This is a genomic window from Pedobacter alluvionis, assembly GCF_003664035.1.
Taxonomy (GTDB): Bacteria; Bacteroidota; Bacteroidia; order Sphingobacteriales; family Sphingobacteriaceae; genus Pedobacter; species Pedobacter alluvionis.
The window spans coordinates 328420-344215 of sequence record NZ_RCCK01000011.1; the positions used below are offsets into that span (position 1 = coordinate 328420).

The 15796-nt window shown below is 38.0% G+C and carries 15 protein-coding genes; 3 read left to right on the plus strand and 12 right to left on the minus strand.

What is annotated here, in order from left to right; all coding sequences use genetic code 11:
• Positions 1-66 precede the first annotated feature (66 nt).
• The 10 genes from BCL90_RS09135 to hemA form a co-directional block, all read right to left on the minus strand.
• Positions 67-627 (minus strand): CopD family protein, encoded by a 561-nt coding sequence (locus BCL90_RS09135; protein ID WP_121283713.1) that lies wholly within the window; start codon positions 625-627, stop codon positions 67-69.
• 14 nt (positions 628-641) lie between these two features.
• Entirely contained in the window at positions 642-788 is a 147-nt protein-coding gene (locus BCL90_RS25635) for a hypothetical protein (RefSeq protein ID WP_165902760.1), read from the minus strand.
• A gap of 89 nt (positions 789-877) precedes the next feature.
• Positions 878-1903 (minus strand): uroporphyrinogen decarboxylase, encoded by a 1026-nt coding sequence (gene hemE, locus BCL90_RS09140; RefSeq protein WP_121283714.1) that lies wholly within the window; start codon positions 1901-1903, stop codon positions 878-880.
• 204 nt (positions 1904-2107) lie between these two features.
• Positions 2108-2623, minus strand: a complete 516-nt coding sequence (locus tag BCL90_RS09145; protein WP_121283715.1) for a hypothetical protein — start codon at positions 2621-2623, stop codon at positions 2108-2110.
• Positions 2623-3327, minus strand: a complete 705-nt coding sequence (locus BCL90_RS09150; protein WP_025146905.1) for a response regulator transcription factor — start codon at positions 3325-3327, stop codon at positions 2623-2625. Before BCL90_RS09150 ends, BCL90_RS09145 begins: the two co-directional genes overlap by 1 nt.
• Positions 3328-3335: 8 nt before the next feature.
• The gene (locus BCL90_RS09155; protein WP_121283716.1) at positions 3336-4202 is read right to left on the minus strand and encodes a sensor histidine kinase; all 867 of its coding nucleotides are present in this window, start codon (positions 4200-4202) and stop codon (positions 3336-3338) included.
• A 114-nt stretch (positions 4203-4316) separates the two neighbouring features.
• Entirely contained in the window at positions 4317-5687 is a 1371-nt protein-coding gene (gene hemL / locus BCL90_RS09160; RefSeq protein WP_121283717.1) for a glutamate-1-semialdehyde 2,1-aminomutase, read from the minus strand.
• 97 nt (positions 5688-5784) lie between these two features.
• Positions 5785-6753, minus strand: a complete 969-nt coding sequence (gene hemB / locus BCL90_RS09165) for a porphobilinogen synthase (RefSeq protein WP_121283718.1) — start codon at positions 6751-6753, stop codon at positions 5785-5787.
• A 209-nt stretch (positions 6754-6962) separates the two neighbouring features.
• On the minus strand, positions 6963-8543 hold the full coding sequence (gene hemC, locus BCL90_RS09170) for a hydroxymethylbilane synthase (protein WP_208529793.1): 1581 nt from the start codon (positions 8541-8543) through the stop codon (positions 6963-6965).
• Positions 8544-8902: 359 nt separating this feature from the next.
• The gene (gene hemA, locus BCL90_RS09175) at positions 8903-10129 is read right to left on the minus strand and encodes a glutamyl-tRNA reductase (protein ID WP_121283720.1); all 1227 of its coding nucleotides are present in this window, start codon (positions 10127-10129) and stop codon (positions 8903-8905) included.
• A 135-nt stretch (positions 10130-10264) separates the two neighbouring features.
• On the opposite strand from hemA, the gene BCL90_RS09180 reads away from it, so the two are divergent.
• The 3 genes from BCL90_RS09180 (at position 10265) to BCL90_RS09190 (ending at position 12199) form a co-directional block, all read left to right on the plus strand.
• Positions 10265-10651 (plus strand): DoxX family protein, encoded by a 387-nt coding sequence (locus tag BCL90_RS09180; RefSeq protein WP_121283721.1) that lies wholly within the window; start codon positions 10265-10267, stop codon positions 10649-10651.
• 270 nt (positions 10652-10921) lie between these two features.
• Positions 10922-11749, plus strand: a complete 828-nt coding sequence (locus BCL90_RS09185; RefSeq protein ID WP_121283722.1) for an alpha/beta hydrolase family protein — start codon at positions 10922-10924, stop codon at positions 11747-11749.
• 108 nt (positions 11750-11857) lie between these two features.
• The gene (locus BCL90_RS09190) at positions 11858-12199 is read left to right on the plus strand and encodes a UPF0158 family protein (protein ID WP_262707551.1); all 342 of its coding nucleotides are present in this window, start codon (positions 11858-11860) and stop codon (positions 12197-12199) included.
• 12 nt (positions 12200-12211) lie between these two features.
• Here the strand turns inward: BCL90_RS09190 and BCL90_RS09195 are convergent, their stop codons facing one another.
• Positions 12212-13486: a mechanosensitive ion channel family protein gene (locus BCL90_RS09195; protein ID WP_121283724.1), complete on the minus strand. Its 1275-nt coding sequence runs from the start codon at positions 13484-13486 to the stop codon at positions 12212-12214.
• A 313-nt stretch (positions 13487-13799) separates the two neighbouring features.
• Positions 13800-15758 (minus strand): (E)-4-hydroxy-3-methylbut-2-enyl-diphosphate synthase, encoded by a 1959-nt coding sequence (gene ispG, locus BCL90_RS09200; RefSeq protein WP_121283725.1) that lies wholly within the window; start codon positions 15756-15758, stop codon positions 13800-13802.
• Between the last annotated feature and the right edge of the window lie 38 nt (positions 15759-15796).

Below are 15796 nucleotides of genomic sequence, written 5' to 3' on the forward strand. Positions count from 1 at the left end.
AGTTTTTTTACAACGTCTATAATTACCAGATAGCATTATTGTGACTAATGTCTTTGTGGTAAAAGACTATTCACCGCGCTTTTTCCGATAGTTTTTATACAATTTAACGGCGATCATAATGACCATGGCAACCCCCATAATGCCAATTAAACCGTAAATCCAGTTGATTGCACTTTTTAAGATCACTACAAATACAATGGCGATCATAAAAATAGTGGCCAGCTCACGCCACAACCTCAACTGAAAGCTGGTTAGTTTGTAATGATCGTTTTTAAGCTGTTTAACGATGTTTTGACAAATGAAATGATAAATGAGCAATCCAACAACAAAACCTAGCTTTACCCACATCCAATTGGCTTGAAGCAAGTCTGGATTTAAAGTAAGCATAAATACACCCGCTAAAACGGAAATAATCATGGCCGGGGTAGCAATAATCTTCCATAAAGTAGCTTCCATTTTAACAAACTGTTTTTGGAGGATACTTTTTTCAGGCTCAGGTTTATCGTTTGCTTCTGTGTGGTAAATAAAAAGACTTAAAATATAAAATAAACCAGCCATCCAGCTAATTACAAACACAATGTGTACAGCTTTAAAATATTGGTAAAATGGCAATAAGCTTTCGATCATTTAATATAAAAGAGTTATAATTTCTGTGCAGCCTGCTCTTCAGAAATCTTTTGTAATCCAGAATCATCTTCTTGAAGCAACAGTATCCGCTCAATCAATTCATCTGCAGAAAATTCATCTGGCATCTCTTTCAACATATCTATAACTTCGATCTTCTTCATTAGAAAAATTTTTAGAATAAGTAGCCCTATATATCCAAATATAACAATTCGGGTTCGCTGTTCAAAGTCCCCTTTAGGGGATTTAGGGGTTAATACCTAAACTCCTTCACTACCTCAATGGCATACTTCACATTATCGAAAGGAATATCTGGCATAATACCATGACCTAAATTGAAGATAAATCCTTCAGTACCACGCATGCGTTCGAATAACTTGTGGATTTGTGCTTTAATTACTGCTTTATCTGCGTATAAAATATGTGGATCTAAATTTCCCTGAACAGCAATACCAGCTGGCAAAGCATTTTTAATGTTCAATAAATCTGCATTCCAGTCAACTGAAATTACGTCTGGTTTAGCCTCTGCCATAATTGGTGCAAAAACCGAACTTCCTTTACAAAAAGAAATTACCGGAATATCTTTCCTATTCAAGTTGGCAATAATTTCCTGGATATAACGGTGAGAAAACTCCTGATAATCATTCCATGATAAAGCAAGCGCCCAACTATCGAAAATCTGAACTGCATTAACTCCAGCAGCAATCTGAAGGTTCAGATAATCGGCCGTTACTTTAGCAATTTTAGCCAAAAGTTTATGCGCCAGTTCTGGTTGGTTGTGTATAAAGAGTTTGGTTAATTTAAAATCTTTAGATGAACCTCCTTCAATTAAATAACTCATTACCGTAAATGGTGCACCAGCAAAGCCAATTAAAGGAATGTCTCCATTTAAGCGTTGTTGAATCACTTTAATGGCATCAGCTACATACTGCAATTCGTCAAGACAATCAACATTTAGATTTTCGATATCCTGCGCGGTACGTACAGGGTTTGCAAACTTTGGACCAACACCTTGTGTGAAACTTAAATCACCTCCCATGGCCTCTCCGGTTACCAGAATATCACAGAATAAAATTGCGGCATCAATTCCCAATAAATCAACAGGTAACATCGTTACGTCGGCTGCAATTTCGGGAGTCTTACACATCTCTAAAAAAGAGTATTTGTTTTTAATTTCCCAATATTGTGGCATAAAACGGCCTGCCTGACGCATCATCCACACTGGCGGGCGTTCGGTTTGTTTTGAAAATGCAGCGTCTAAAAATAAGTTATTCTTCATGATTTGTATCTGGTGTCGCACTACGCGTCATGCTGATCCGATAGCTATCGGATTTATTTCAGCATCTTTTTTTAGATCCTGAACTGAATTCAGGATGACGAATGGCTTAAAATTTAATTGGGCAAAGGTATTAAATAAAAAAAAAACGAAGTACCTTTTTATCAAAAACTGGTGCTTCGTTTATTCAAAACGACAATAGTCCTATTATATTTTGCTTATTTCTTTTTCAATCTTAACGATAATGTCTTTCGAGCGTTGCGATTCGGCAAGTTCCTTAGCCAATTTAGTATAAGCTTCGGCCCTTTCTCTGTCTTTCTTCCGCAAAGCGAGATTAGCCAAATGAATCAGCACATACGATTTCTCGTTTTTTCCGCCCACCGGAAAACGACTCGCCAACTGAAAGTGATATTCAGCCTTATCGTAGTCTTCTTCCTTCAAAGCCATATTGCCTTGCATAAATTCGTAATAACCCCTTCGATTTTTAGCTAAGCGCTCTGGCTTAACCACCTCTGCCAATAAGGCTTTGGTTTTACCGAATTCGTTATTTTTGAAATGTTTCGATGCCATCAAAACTGAACTATGCTTAAAATGGCTCCAAACAACAAAAGCAAATAAAAGCCCTGAGACAGCGGCTAACTGGTATTGATTGTAAAAAATACAAACCAACGCAGCCAGCACAAAAACTGCCATTAAAGCATATCTGCCTTTATTATTGTACATTAATGACTATCAGTAAATTTATAGCCTACACCACGAATAGAGTGGAAATAAACAGGATTTTTTTGATCTGGTTCGAAATACTTACGGAACGTTAAAATGAAGTTATCAATCGTTCTGGTTGACGGGTAAACATCATAATTCCAAACGGTTTCTAAAATCTGCTCTCTCGAAACTGCATCGTTTTTACGCTCGATCAACAGTTTCAACAACATCGTTTCTTTTTTGGTTAATGGTGTGATGGTACCATCATCATGTTTCAATTCGAAAGAGTTAAAATAGATCGTTTTATCACCAATTTTGTAAGAATTCAATTCTTTTAAATCGTCAGATTTTAAACTGCGTTTAACCAAAATACCCACACGAAGAATTAATTCTTCTAAGTTAAATGGTTTAACCAAATAATCGTCAGCTCCTTTTTTCAAACCTAAAACACGGTCTTCTGAAGTGTTTTTAGCTGTTAAAAACATAATCGGAACTTCTGCATTCTCTAAACGGATTGTTTCGCAAACCTGGAAGCCATCCATTTCAGGCAACATTACATCTAAAATAATTAGATTAAAGCGTTCTTCTTTAAAAATTTTAAGAGCGGTTTTGCCATCTTTAACGGCGTGAACTTTATAACCCTCAAGTTCGAGGTTTAATTTGATAGCATCTAACAAGTGATCCTCGTCTTCTACCAATAGAATTCTTAATTTTTGTGACATAATTGAGATTAACTAAATGTTACTTCAAAAATACTTCCTCGAGGCAAATTGTCTTTTACTGTAATATCTGCATCATGGTATTGTAAAACCTCTTTCACAATAAACAAGCCTAAACCTGTTCCTTTCGCTTTTCTGACATTCTCGTTACCAACGCGGTAAAACTTATCAAATATCAACATTTTTTCGGCATCTGAAATACCAGGCCCTTTATCTATAACACTTAAGTGAATATGGCCATCAACTTCGTTTAAATGCACATTTATCTCATCACATGGACTTGAATACTTAACTGCATTTTCGATCAAATTGGTTACAACTGACGATAAGGCAAATTTGTCACCCATTATCTGCAAATTTGGCTGAATTTGAGCACTTATTAATTGTTCGTTGCCACAAGAGTGAACTTGTAACCGATCGGTAATTTTATATACCAACTCCGAAAAGTTAAATTCTTCTTTCGGAAAAGTGTAAGATCGGTTTTCGATTTTGGTGGCCAACAACATGTTTTCGACCAGATCATCCAAACGCTCTATATCTTTTAACGAATTATTTAATAATGAAGTTTGCCTTGCCTTATCTAAATCTCTTTTAACAATAGTTTGGATTGAAAGTTTTATTGCCGCTAAAGGTGATTTAAGTTCGTGTGTAATCGACATTAAAAAGTTCTGTTGCTGTTCTCTTAATTTATCTTCACGTTTTAAGGATTGATGGAGAAAGTAGCCACCAATACAAAGCAAAAATACAAATACCGATCCTTCACCCATAATCATCGTCATGCGACTGGGTTGCAAACGCACCACCAATGTTCCCCACGAAATGAGTTGAATCATCGCATAAAGCAATAATGCGTAAAATATAATTATAGATTTCTTCATTTATCGATTTTTCCTGCGGTTTGATTACACAGATTGGGTGATTACACAGATTATTTTTCTCCATGGTTCGTGTCTCCACTAACCATCGCACAGTATCATATAATGGGTTAAAAGCTACTTCTTAAATACCAAATCTAATGCTTCAAAAATAGCTCTTTTCGCTTTCTCCAATTCAACCTTTGTATGTGCTGAAGATACGAAACCAACTTCGTATCCCGATGGACCTAAATAAATCCCTCTATTCAATAACTCCCGGTGCATCACTTTGAATTTCTCCATGCTTCCAGCATCGATGTCATCAGCCGATTGGATTTTATCCTTATCGGTAAAAGCAAACCAGAAAATAGATCCAATGGTGAATACTTTAAATTTATAGTTACGCGCGGTGGCAAATCGCTGAATACTGGCTACAAATTCTTGTGCCTTATTATTCAGATCTTTGTAAAAACCCGACTTATTTAATTCTGTTAAAGTGGCAATTCCAGCTGCCATAGCCACAGGATTCCCAGATAAAGTTCCTGCCTGGTATACACCACCGTCAGGAGAAATATGCGCCATAATTTCAGCGCGCGCACCATACATCCCAACGGGTAATCCACCTCCAATGATTTTGCCATAAGTAACAATATCAGGCGTAACACCATAATGTGCTGCTGCTCCTTCAAAACCTACCCTGAAACCAGTAATTACTTCGTCAAAAATTAAAAGCGAACCATTATCGGTACAAATTTTACGCAAAAAATGAATGTATTCTTCATCTTGCATGATTAAACCGTTATTCGCCGGAATACCTTCGATAATTACTGCAGCAATCTGATCTTTAAACTGCGCAAAAGCTTGTTCGATAGCTGTTTTATCATTTAAAGGAATCACAATGGTTTCCTCTGCAAAAGATTTTGGTACACCTGCTGAAGAAGTTTCTCCAAAAGTAACCAGACCAGAACCTGCTTTAACTAAAAGCGAATCGCTATGGCCATGGTAACAACCTTCAAATTTTAAAATCTTATCCCGACTGGTAAATCCACGTGCCAAACGAATTGCCGACATTACCGCTTCGGTACCTGAACTGGTGAAGCGGATCTTTTCAACAAAACGGTTGTTTTTAATAATCAGCTCAGCCAATTCATTTTCTAAAGCCGTTGGCGCACCAAAGCTCATTCCATTCTGCATCACCTCGGTAACTTTTTCCCGGATTTTAGGATTGTTATGTCCTAAAATTAGTGGACCCCAGCTACCACAGAAATCGATAAACTGATTACCGTCGGCATCCCAGATAAAGCAGCCATCACCTTTTTCGATAAAAAGTGGCGTACCATAAACAGATTTAAAAGCTCTTACCGGAGAGTTTACCCCACCAGGGAAATACGTTTTTGATTTCTCGTACAATTCCGCAGATTTTACTCTAGAAATATCAGGTTTACTCCCTGTATTTACCGGAATATCGGCTTCGTTGCCTGAAAACATTTTCTTTAATGAATCTAACATTTTTATTAAGCTAAAAGCTGAAAGACTAAAGCTTAAAGCGAAAAGTGAAGCGCTATAAAATAGCTTTGGTCTTTTGGCTTTAAGCTTTCAGCTCAAATTACATCCAATTGTTATTTAAAATATCTTTAATATGGTAAGTGGTAATAATGCTTGCACCTGCACGGGCAAAGGCATGCATGGTTTCCATTACTACTTTTTGTTCGTCTATCCAACCGCGTTCCGCAGCTGCTTTTACCATTGAGTATTCGCCAGATACATTGTAAACAGCAATTGGTAAATTGGTGTCTTGTTTTAACCTTTGGATGATATCCAAATAAGCTAAACCCGGTTTCACCATTAACACATCAGCGCCTTCCTGTTCGTCCAGCTGCGCTTCTCTTAAAGCTTCCAGCGGGTTTCTGAAGTCCATCTGATAAGCTTTTCTATCGCCTTTGCTTGGTGCACAATCTGCTGCCTCCCTAAACGGGCCATAATATGCTGAAGCAAACTTGGTAGCATGACTCATAATAGCCGCATTTACAAAACCGTTTTCATCTAAAAGATTACGCATAGCTTCAATCCGGCCATCCATCATATCCGATGGTGCAAACATATCAGCACCAGCTTCGGCATGAGTTAAAGCCATTTTAGCGATTACCTCAACTGTTTTATCATTTTGAACATAGTCGTTTTCTAAAATACCACAATGGCCATGGCTGGTATAAGAACAAACGCAAACATCAGTAATTACATATAAATCGTCACCGAATTGTTTTTTCAACTCGCGCACCGCCGTTGGCACTAAAGAATGATCATGATAAGCAGATTTTGCATCTTCAGATTTTTCGTCGCCAACACCAAAAAGCATGATTTTGTTGAGTCCTTTTTTCAATCCTACTTCCACATCTTTTACCAAAGTATCAACCGAATAATGGTTTACACCTGGCATTGCATCAATGGCATGAATAACATTATTGCCCGGCACAACGAAATAAGGGTACACAAACATATCTTTCGATAACCTTGTTTCGGCTACCATCTCTCTCACTAACGGATTTTTCCGTAATCTTCGCGGACGATTTAACATTTTTTTTTCAAGTATTTAGTATAAGGATTTGAAGTATCGAGATTTTAGTATCGAGTATCAAGGCCTGAATATCTTTTAATTTTTCCCTTATGGGGTGATTACACAGATTTTTGGATTTCACAGATGATTTTCCGCTGAGATAATCAGCTTTGCGCTTTAGTCTTTCTGCCTTTTACCTTAAATCTTAAAACCTTCTACCTTTCCACCCTCTACCTTACTTCTATTCCAAAAACCGCTTCAGCCAATCCAATTTCATCAGGCGAGTATGGCAAAGTATATTTCACGCCCATTTCATCAAACTTCTTACCTGTAGAGTTTCCTATTGCAATTACCTGCTGGCCTGGTTCTAATAAATTATCTGCGAAATAGGCATCAACATTTGAAGGGCTGGTAAAAATCAGCACATCGGCATAACTCTGATCTATATCTTCTTCGATTACTGTTTCGTAAATCGGCAGATCGATTATTTTAGCATCAGCTGGTAATGATTTCTGAATAGACTGCAAAGAATCCTGTGCTCTTGGAAACAATATTTGCTGACCACTAACCAATTTTGCAAAATCTTCAGCTACTTCAGTAATATCGCCACTTTCACCAACAAAATCAGCAACGTGATTAAATTTACGTAAGGCATCTTCTGAACCTCTTCCCACCACACCAAACTTTGTTTTCTTTGGCAGTACCGGTTTTAAGTTGAAAAAATATTCAACGCTGTTGCGGCTACTGAAGAAAACCCAGTCTACATGCTTCAAAATAAACTGATCTAAAACAGTTACTATCGGGAACGTCCGAATTAATGAACGTCCTTCTATTTCAATATTATTATTTTCTAATGCCCTACGGAAATAACTGTGCTCGCCGATTTCCCGTGAAATGAAAACCTTTTCCGGCTTCTTTCTTTCTGCATTAAATTTGCTTACAATTTTTTCGGCTAAACCTTCGGTACTTTCTGCACGCAAAAACAAACGTTCAGGAAAATGGTCGGCGGTTTCGGCTTTTGAAGTCCAAATTTCGAATTTTCCGTTTTCCTTTCTGCAATAACAGCCTAAAGGCATGTGGCAGCCACCTTCAAAAAGATTTAAAACCTTACGTTCTACAGTTACCGTTTCCGCGGTCTCCGGATCATGCAATTTTTGCAGTGCATCAAAAAGTTCAGTATCGTTTTCCCTGATCTGAATAGCCAAAGCGCCTTGTGCGGGAGCAGGAATAAACTCAGTGGTTTCCAATTCTTCTACATGTAAATCAGTAACATCAAGATTTAAGCGCTTAACGCCAGCTTTTGCAATCAGAATGGCATCGTAATCCTCGTCACGAAGTTTTTGGATACGGGTAGGCACATTTCCACGGAGATCTTCAACCTCTAAATCGGGCCGTAAGCCCAGTAGCTGGGCTTTGCGACGGTTAGATGAAGTACCAACCATAGCACCTTTTTTTAACGACAGCTTCTGCGAAACATCTACACAATCTTTTAAAATCAACAGATATTCACTTGCTTCCTCTCTTGGTGGTAAAGCCGCAATAATTAATCCTTCGGGATGTGTAGTTGGTAAATCTTTAAGGCAATGTACAGCCAGATCAATTGTTCCACCCAAAAGCTCTTCTTCCAATTCTTTGGTAAAAAAGCCTTTCCCTTCCAGTTTATCTAATCTTAAATTCAGGATTTTGTCGCCCTGAGTTTTAATGATTTTTATTTCTGCTTCTATTCCAATTACAGACAATTCATTTTTTATATGATTTGCCTGCCATAAAGCCAGGTCGCTACCGCGTGTTCCAATGGTTAATTTCTTCACTATAAAGGTTAAATGAGTTGCAAATTTAATTTAATTAGTGGTTTATACCATGAATTGTTTAAAAATGAGACAGTGAGGTTACAGAAGAGATAATTTAAAGGATTTCTATGACATTACGCGATTGACAGTATATTCGTGGTGTAAGATGTTACCATCTTACACTAATCTCTTTATATAGACTAAGTCAGGTGACAATACCCGAATTCACTATCCTCCAGTATAATGATAAGAAATTCGTTGCGGGAAATGCCTGGTAAAAGAAAGATCCTTCATTTCATTCAGGATGACACAACCGAAGAATGATAAAAACTAAGATTGGTGTTCTTTGCGCCTAACCTAAGCGACCTTTGCGGTTAAACTTAAGATTGATTAACCAAAATTTCTTTAGCCATTACCATCGGAACGCTGATGTATTTTTTCTCCATGTAGTTCATTACACGTTCTAAAACTTCGCGCGAGGCTTCATCCATTTGACCAATTTCATCTGCAAACACACCATTTATGGCTGTATTTTTGATTTCTTTAATCTTCCTTGGCACTTCTTGCATTGCCAGTTCGATTCGGCGCTGTTTTAAAACAGAGAAAAATTCGGTAATGTTATTGCTGATAATTTCTTCGGCATGCACCAGTTCATTATAACGTTCCTGGATATTTTTGCGTGCCACCTCTTTCAGCGATTCGACCTCAATATAATGTACAGGATTGTTATGGATTACTGCAGGTGTAACATCGTTTGGAATGGCTAAATCTACTATTACCTTTTTGCCTTGATCGCCATTTAATAGCTTAGCGTACAACGCTTCGTTAATAATCGCCTCCGTTGAACCGGTACAGGTAATGATCACATCAAATCCTTCATTAAAATCTTCAAGCGCTGCCAAAGGATAAGCTTTACCACCTAATTCTACGGCCAAAGATTCGGCCTTTGAAAACGTACGGTTGAAAATTGAAAAATTGGAGTATTTATGTTTGTTGAGGTATTTTGCAATATTCTGATTGGTTTCGCCCGCTCCAATAATTAAGATCCGCGAGTTGCCACACATATTTAACTCTTTTAGTTTGCGGTAGGCCAATGAAACAACAGAAACCGGATTTTTTGAAATATTGGTATGGGTATACACTTCCTTTGCCGTTTTAACCACACGATCCATAATCATACGCATGTAATCGCCGGTAAAACCAGCATCACGGCAGTTTTCGTAAGCTTTACGGATTTGTGCAAGGATTTCCTTTTCGCCAACTACCAAACTCTCTAAAGAACATGATGTTCTGAGCAAATGGTTAAAAGCTTCTTCGTTTTCGTACACCGTAACATTATCCAGGAAACGCTCCATAAATTCAGGAGGCAATCCCATGTCTAAAACAGTAAGAAACCTGGTTACAAATTCCTTGTCAGTTTTCTCTTTGGTAAGAAAAACAAACTCCACACGGTTACAGGTTCCGATATAGAAAATTTCACTAACGGGAAGTTCTGCTTGAACATTCTTCAACCTGCTATCTAAACTCTGATCACAAATAACTAATTTCCCTAAAGATTTCAGGTCGATGTGGTGATGCGTAAAAGCTATTACTTTTAAATATTCCAAGTGCTTCCGTTATTAACTATTATCGGGATACAAAAGTAACATGGTGAAGGCATGTGACTGTCATTAACCTGTAATTTACATCAATTTAGAACGGTTTTAAATAACAACCCCCTAAGATTAAACCATATATCAATCATGATAAACAGACCAATCTATAAAATTTTTCTCTGGGTTTATGCCCTTTTCTACGTTCTGGCAGGATGTAATCACTTTTTATCCACTGCAGTATATTACGTAATTATGCCAAAATGGTTGCCTGCGCATGGATTTTTAATTTATTTTTCTGGAGTATTAGAAATCGTTTTTGGGATTTTATTATTGATTAAGAAGACTAGAAAGTTTGCCGCTGTGCTGATTATCCTGATGTTAATTGCCTTTATACCTGCGCACATCTACATGATCCAGAAAGCACCTTTTATGTTGGGTAAAATATTGATAACGCCGTTTATAGCATGGGCGAGGTTGCCTTTTCAGCTGTTGCTTATTGGCTGGGCATGGTATTATCATAAGAAAACAACCTGACTATGCCTTTTTTGAAAAGCAAAACCTGTATTTCATTTTCAGTGTTAGTCCCGCTATTCGTTACAATCTTTTTGTGAATGTTAGTCTAAGCCTGTCGAAGACCCACATCAAAAAGTATTTTCACGCCTATCAGGTTTAGAGAACATTGTCCTCTGATTCCATGAACGGTTTTCATAGTGCCTGCACAACAACAATATCATCAAGCCAATACAAAACACACAACAAAATCAGATTTCGTAAGTTTATATTTTATATCAACTCCTTTAAATTATGATTACACAAAGCAATTTTAGCCTTAGCGGTGCAGACGGAAAATTAATTATCGGCGATATCACTTTTGACGAAAAAAACCCAAACACGCCCATCATACTTTTTGTACACGGCTTTAAAGGTTTTAAAGATTGGGGTGCACATAATTTGGTAGCCCAGTATTTTGCCAGCAATGGTTACCGTTACATCAAGTTCAATTTATCACATAGCGGTGTGCTGGTTGATGATCCTAAAGATGTAACCGATATGGATGCCTTTGCCAGCAATACGGTATCAAAAGAGCTTTTTGATGTAAATGCGGTACTCGATTTTATCGAAAAAGCCTACGGTAAAGACACCAAGGTAAACCTGATCGGCCATAGCCGCGGCGGTGGCCTATCAATTATCGAAGCTGCTAACGACTTAAGGATCAAAAAACTGATTACCTGGAGTGCCATTGCAGATTTTAGTAGCCTTTGGAAAAAGGAACAAGAGGCAGAATGGAAAAAGAATGGCAAAATATTCGTCACCAATGCCCGTACCAAAGAGCAAATGCCTTTAAACGTAACCTTATTAGAAGATCTGGAAGAAAACGCAGCGGCATTAAATATTACAGATGCAGCAAAACGGGTAAATATCCCCTGGTTAATTATCCATGGCGATGATGATGTAAATGTTCCTTTTGAAACCGCACAAACCTTGGCAGAAGCCAATCCGGGCAGCAGGCTAGTCAAAATTGAAGGCGCCAACCATGTGTATGGAGCAACACAGCCTTATACCAGCGAAACTTTACCACCGCTTTTGTTTAAGGTTTGTGAAAAGGTTTTGGTATTTTTGGGGGAAGAATAATTAAATGTTATGACTGCTTTAACCTCAGAACAAATTAAAGAAATTGCAGATACAATCGATTGAGGTTTCGTATGCCACTGGAACATTAAAAATAATAGACTGATTTTTATACCAAACGACGAAGGCTTTGATCCTGCCGACAATGATGCATGGGATGAGGATATAAAAGAGTTAAAAACAAATTCAAGTGAGTATAAGGAAATTGAAAAACCAGATTCGACTGAGTCTTTTAGATTTATGGAAGATTTCACAGACGGGTTACCTGATAATACACGGATAAAAGTTACACTAATCGAGGCACTTAATAAAAGAAAGCCTTTCAGAGAATTTAAATATGAAATAGATAATTCAGGAGATTACCGACAACTGTGGTTTGATTTTAAAAATCAAAAAATGATTGAGTATGTAAAGGACAGGGTAGATTACATCATTAAGTACGAAAGTAATTAACAACTTGAGGACTTAATCATCACCTCTCCTCACAAAATTACGCATGTCGCTACCACTAGGGCTTTGGAAAATTTCGAGATCAAAATAGGGTACTGCAGCCAGTAAATGATCGAAGATATCGGCTGCTACTTCTTCGAAACGTTTTAAACCTTTTTCTTTCGAGAAAACATAAATCTCGATAGGCAATCCGTTTTCTGTTGCCTGCAGTTGGCGTACCATAAAGGTTAAATCGGTATTAATGTGTGGATTACTTTCCAGATATTTTTCTGCATAAATTCTAAAAGTGCCAATATTTGTCATGTGGCGACCGTTAACCAAGTTATTTGGATTTACCGTGTTTTCGGCGTTATAACGTTCAATAAAAGTTTGAGTTTCTTTCAGATAATCCTTTAAAAAATCGATGCTCTGTAGCCTCCCGATCAGTTCCTCATCGCAGAATTTAATACTCGAAATTTTAATGTTAATGTGTCGTTTGATCCTCCTGCCCTCACTTTCTTCCATGGCACGCCAATTCTTAAAAGATTCACTTACAATGGCATAACTCGGCACTATGGTTACCGTTTTATCCCAATTTCGCACCTTAATAGTGGTTAAATTAATTTCAGTTACTTCACCGTCGGCGCCATATTTTTCTACAGTTATCCAATCGCCTACCCTTACCAGATCAATGGCACTCATTTGTACAGACGCTACGAAACCTAAAATAGGATCTCTGAAAACCAGAATAAAAACAGCGGTAACAGCACCGAAACCACCAAAAACATACAGGGGGGATTCGCCAAGAATAATCGCTAGAATCAACACGAAACCAACAATGTAAAACACAATTTTCGCTACCTGTTTGTAACTTCTTATGGGTTTATCGGCATATTTCTTTGATGATTCCATAATGGACACCAAAGCATTCAGAAATGCATTTACAGCAAACATTACGGCTAAAACCATGTAGATTTTAGCAAATATTAAAGCATAAAATAACCCGTTTTTAAAATCGATAAAAAGATAAGGAACAACATTGTGAATAATGTATGCGCCAAATATTAGGGCAAATGCCCTAAAAACCCTAAACTCGAACAATGCATTTTGCCAATCGGATTTGGTTTTTGCACTTTTTACCACCCCGATAAAAAGCTGTCGGGTTAAAAATATAGTAATGTATAGAAATAAAATAACACCAAGCAGCCCAATAAAAAAGTAAGAATACATGAGTTCGCTACCAGCAAGGCCTTTGCCAGCGAGCAAGTTTCTAAGTTCACTAAACAGGTATTGAAACTCGGGGATATTCATCAAGGCAATTTAGTATTTATTGGTCATAAAATTTAATGCTGATCTGGTTTTTGTCATTCTGAATACAATGAAGAATCTGCTAAATCTTCGGTCTGTGTCCCCACAGGCCAAAAATAAACGAGTAATTATAATTGTGATCTGTGGGGACACAGACCACGGAATAAGAATATTGCTGCTGTTAAACCGTGCTAGTATTAATAATGGCAGTAGTTTGTAAGTCAGTCGGTGCTACCAGGATATAGATTCTTCGCTTCGCTCAGAATGACAGTATAGTGGTCTGTGGGAAACAGACCACGGCGCGCTGTATTAATTATTAAACCTTCTCTACCCAGTTGCCATCATCTTTGATGATATCGATCAGTTCATCAAGTGCATAAGCCGTAGTTACATTTTTCTTTACCACTTCTTTACCGCGGTATAAGGTAATTTTATCAGGTCCGGTGCCAACATAACCGTAATCGGCATCGGCCATTTCGCCTGGGCCATTAACAATACAGCCCATGATACCAATTTTGATACCTTTTAAATGATCGGTACGCGATCGGATGAGTTGTGTGGTTTCTTGTAGATCGAAAAGTGTTCTTCCACAACTTGGGCAAGAAATATATTCTGTTTTACTGATCCTTGTACGGGTAGCCTGTAAAATCCCGAAACTGGTCGAGTTGATCAACGAAAGATTTTGTCCTTCTGCGTCAATCCATATGCCGTCGCCAAAACCATCAGTAAATAAAGCACCAATATCGGTAGCGGCATAAAGCATTAAATGATCAGCATCTGCACCTTGGTAAGTCCTTTTAATAATTATCGGAACCTGATTTTTTTGTTCTTGCAAGGCTACAAAAAAGGCCCTTTGCTCGGCCATGCCATGTGTTGCAGAAGTATCTAGAATTAAAACAACCGTGCTATCCAATTGCGCAAGTATTTCATTGTTAAATTGTTGTGCATCAACCTCAACAAAGCTTAACAGATCATCTTTGTGATCAGCTTTGGTAAATTCTTCTAAAGAGAATAACGGATGACAGTTGTTCTTATCCTTTAATTTTAACCAGGTTTGATAATTATAAACCTGTTTTAAATTTCCCGGAAAAGAGAAAGAAGGTAAATTATCTCCTAAATAAGCTAAATCGCATGCCTGATCGGCCAAGTTATATTTATCTAAACCTGCACTATAGTTATAACCAACCGAACTTAAAAAGTAAGGATCTTTTAAATTTTCTTTCGAAACATCAATCATTACAACCGGATGGTGATGACCACCAATGTGCTGAACCGGAGTGGTAATGCGGCGATTGTATTCGTAAGGGTTGTAAGTTGAGCGTAGTGTGATCGACTCAAGACTTCCGACTTCAGACTTCGGACTCCTTAAAGCATAGCGGTCTGCCAAAGCTTTAGCCACCGGTGCTTCAAATTCAGGATCTTCGGTTAGGGAAACACGGATAGTATCGCCTAATCCATCTTCCAATAAGGTTCCAATACCAACGGCTGATTTAATGCGACCATCTTCTCCATCACCAGCTTCAGTAACACCTAAATGCAAAGGATAATTCATGCCTTCCTTAGCCATGGTTTCTACCAATAAACGGTATGCCTGCACCATCACCTGGGTATTACTGGCTTTCATCGAGATCACCAGGTTAAAGTAATTCTGGTCTTCGCACATGCGGATAAATTCCATTGCCGATTCTACCATTCCCCTCGGGGTATCACCGTAATGGCTCATAATCCTGTCAGATAGTGAACCATGATTGGTACCGATGCGCATGGCCGTACCATACTCTTTACAGATTTTTACTAAAGGGATAAACTTTTTGTAAATCCTGGCTAGCTCTGCATTATAAGCATCCTGTGTGTATTCTAAATTCTCGAATTTCTTTTTGTCCGCGTAATTGCCAGGGTTAACACGCACCTTTTCTACAATTCGGGCGGCCATTTCGGCAGCATTTGGGGTAAAGTGGATATCGGCAATTAGCGGAACATTATATCCTCGGAAACGCAGTTCCTTTTTAATATTGGCAAGATTTTCGGCTTCCTTAATGCTTGGAGCAGTAATACGCACATATTCGCAACCCGATTCTACCATGCGGATGGTCTGTTCTACCGTACCCAGAGTATCCATGGTATCGGTAGTGGTCATCGATTGGATACGGATTGGATTATGTCCACCCAATGCAATATCACCAATATTCACCTCGCGGGTTAAGTATCTCGAATAAGCTGTTAAACTGTTGCAATATCCGCCAGCCAGATCATGTTTTGCCAATATATTTTCCATCTGTTTGCAAAGATAAGGATTGTTGGAATGTTTTAATA

Bases quoted from the DNA above. Each gene is read 5' to 3' on its own strand.
- BCL90_RS09155 (WP_121283716.1), bottom strand. From the start codon at position 4,202: ATGAAGAAATCTATAATTATATTTTACGCATTATTGCTTTATGCGATG.
- BCL90_RS09180 (WP_121283721.1), top strand. From the start codon at position 10,265: ATGATAAACAGACCAATCTATAAAATTTTTCTCTGGGTTTATGCCCTT.
- BCL90_RS09150 (WP_025146905.1), bottom strand. From the start codon at position 3,327: ATGTCACAAAAATTAAGAATTCTATTGGTAGAAGACGAGGATCACTTG.
- hemL (WP_121283717.1), bottom strand. From the start codon at position 5,687: ATGTTAGATTCATTAAAGAAAATGTTTTCAGGCAACGAAGCCGATATT.
- BCL90_RS09195 (WP_121283724.1), bottom strand. From the start codon at position 13,486: ATGAATATCCCCGAGTTTCAATACCTGTTTAGTGAACTTAGAAACTTG.
- BCL90_RS09135 (WP_121283713.1), bottom strand. From the start codon at position 627: ATGATCGAAAGCTTATTGCCATTTTACCAATATTTTAAAGCTGTACAC.
- ispG (WP_121283725.1), bottom strand. From the start codon at position 15,758: ATGGAAAATATATTGGCAAAACATGATCTGGCTGGCGGATATTGCAAC.
- hemE (WP_121283714.1), bottom strand. From the start codon at position 1,903: ATGAAGAATAACTTATTTTTAGACGCTGCATTTTCAAAACAAACCGAA.
- hemB (WP_121283718.1), bottom strand. From the start codon at position 6,753: ATGTTAAATCGTCCGCGAAGATTACGGAAAAATCCGTTAGTGAGAGAG.
- BCL90_RS09145 (WP_121283715.1), bottom strand. From the start codon at position 2,623: ATGTACAATAATAAAGGCAGATATGCTTTAATGGCAGTTTTTGTGCTG.
- BCL90_RS09185 (WP_121283722.1), top strand. From the start codon at position 10,922: ATGATTACACAAAGCAATTTTAGCCTTAGCGGTGCAGACGGAAAATTA.
- BCL90_RS25635 (WP_165902760.1), bottom strand. From the start codon at position 788: ATGAAGAAGATCGAAGTTATAGATATGTTGAAAGAGATGCCAGATGAA.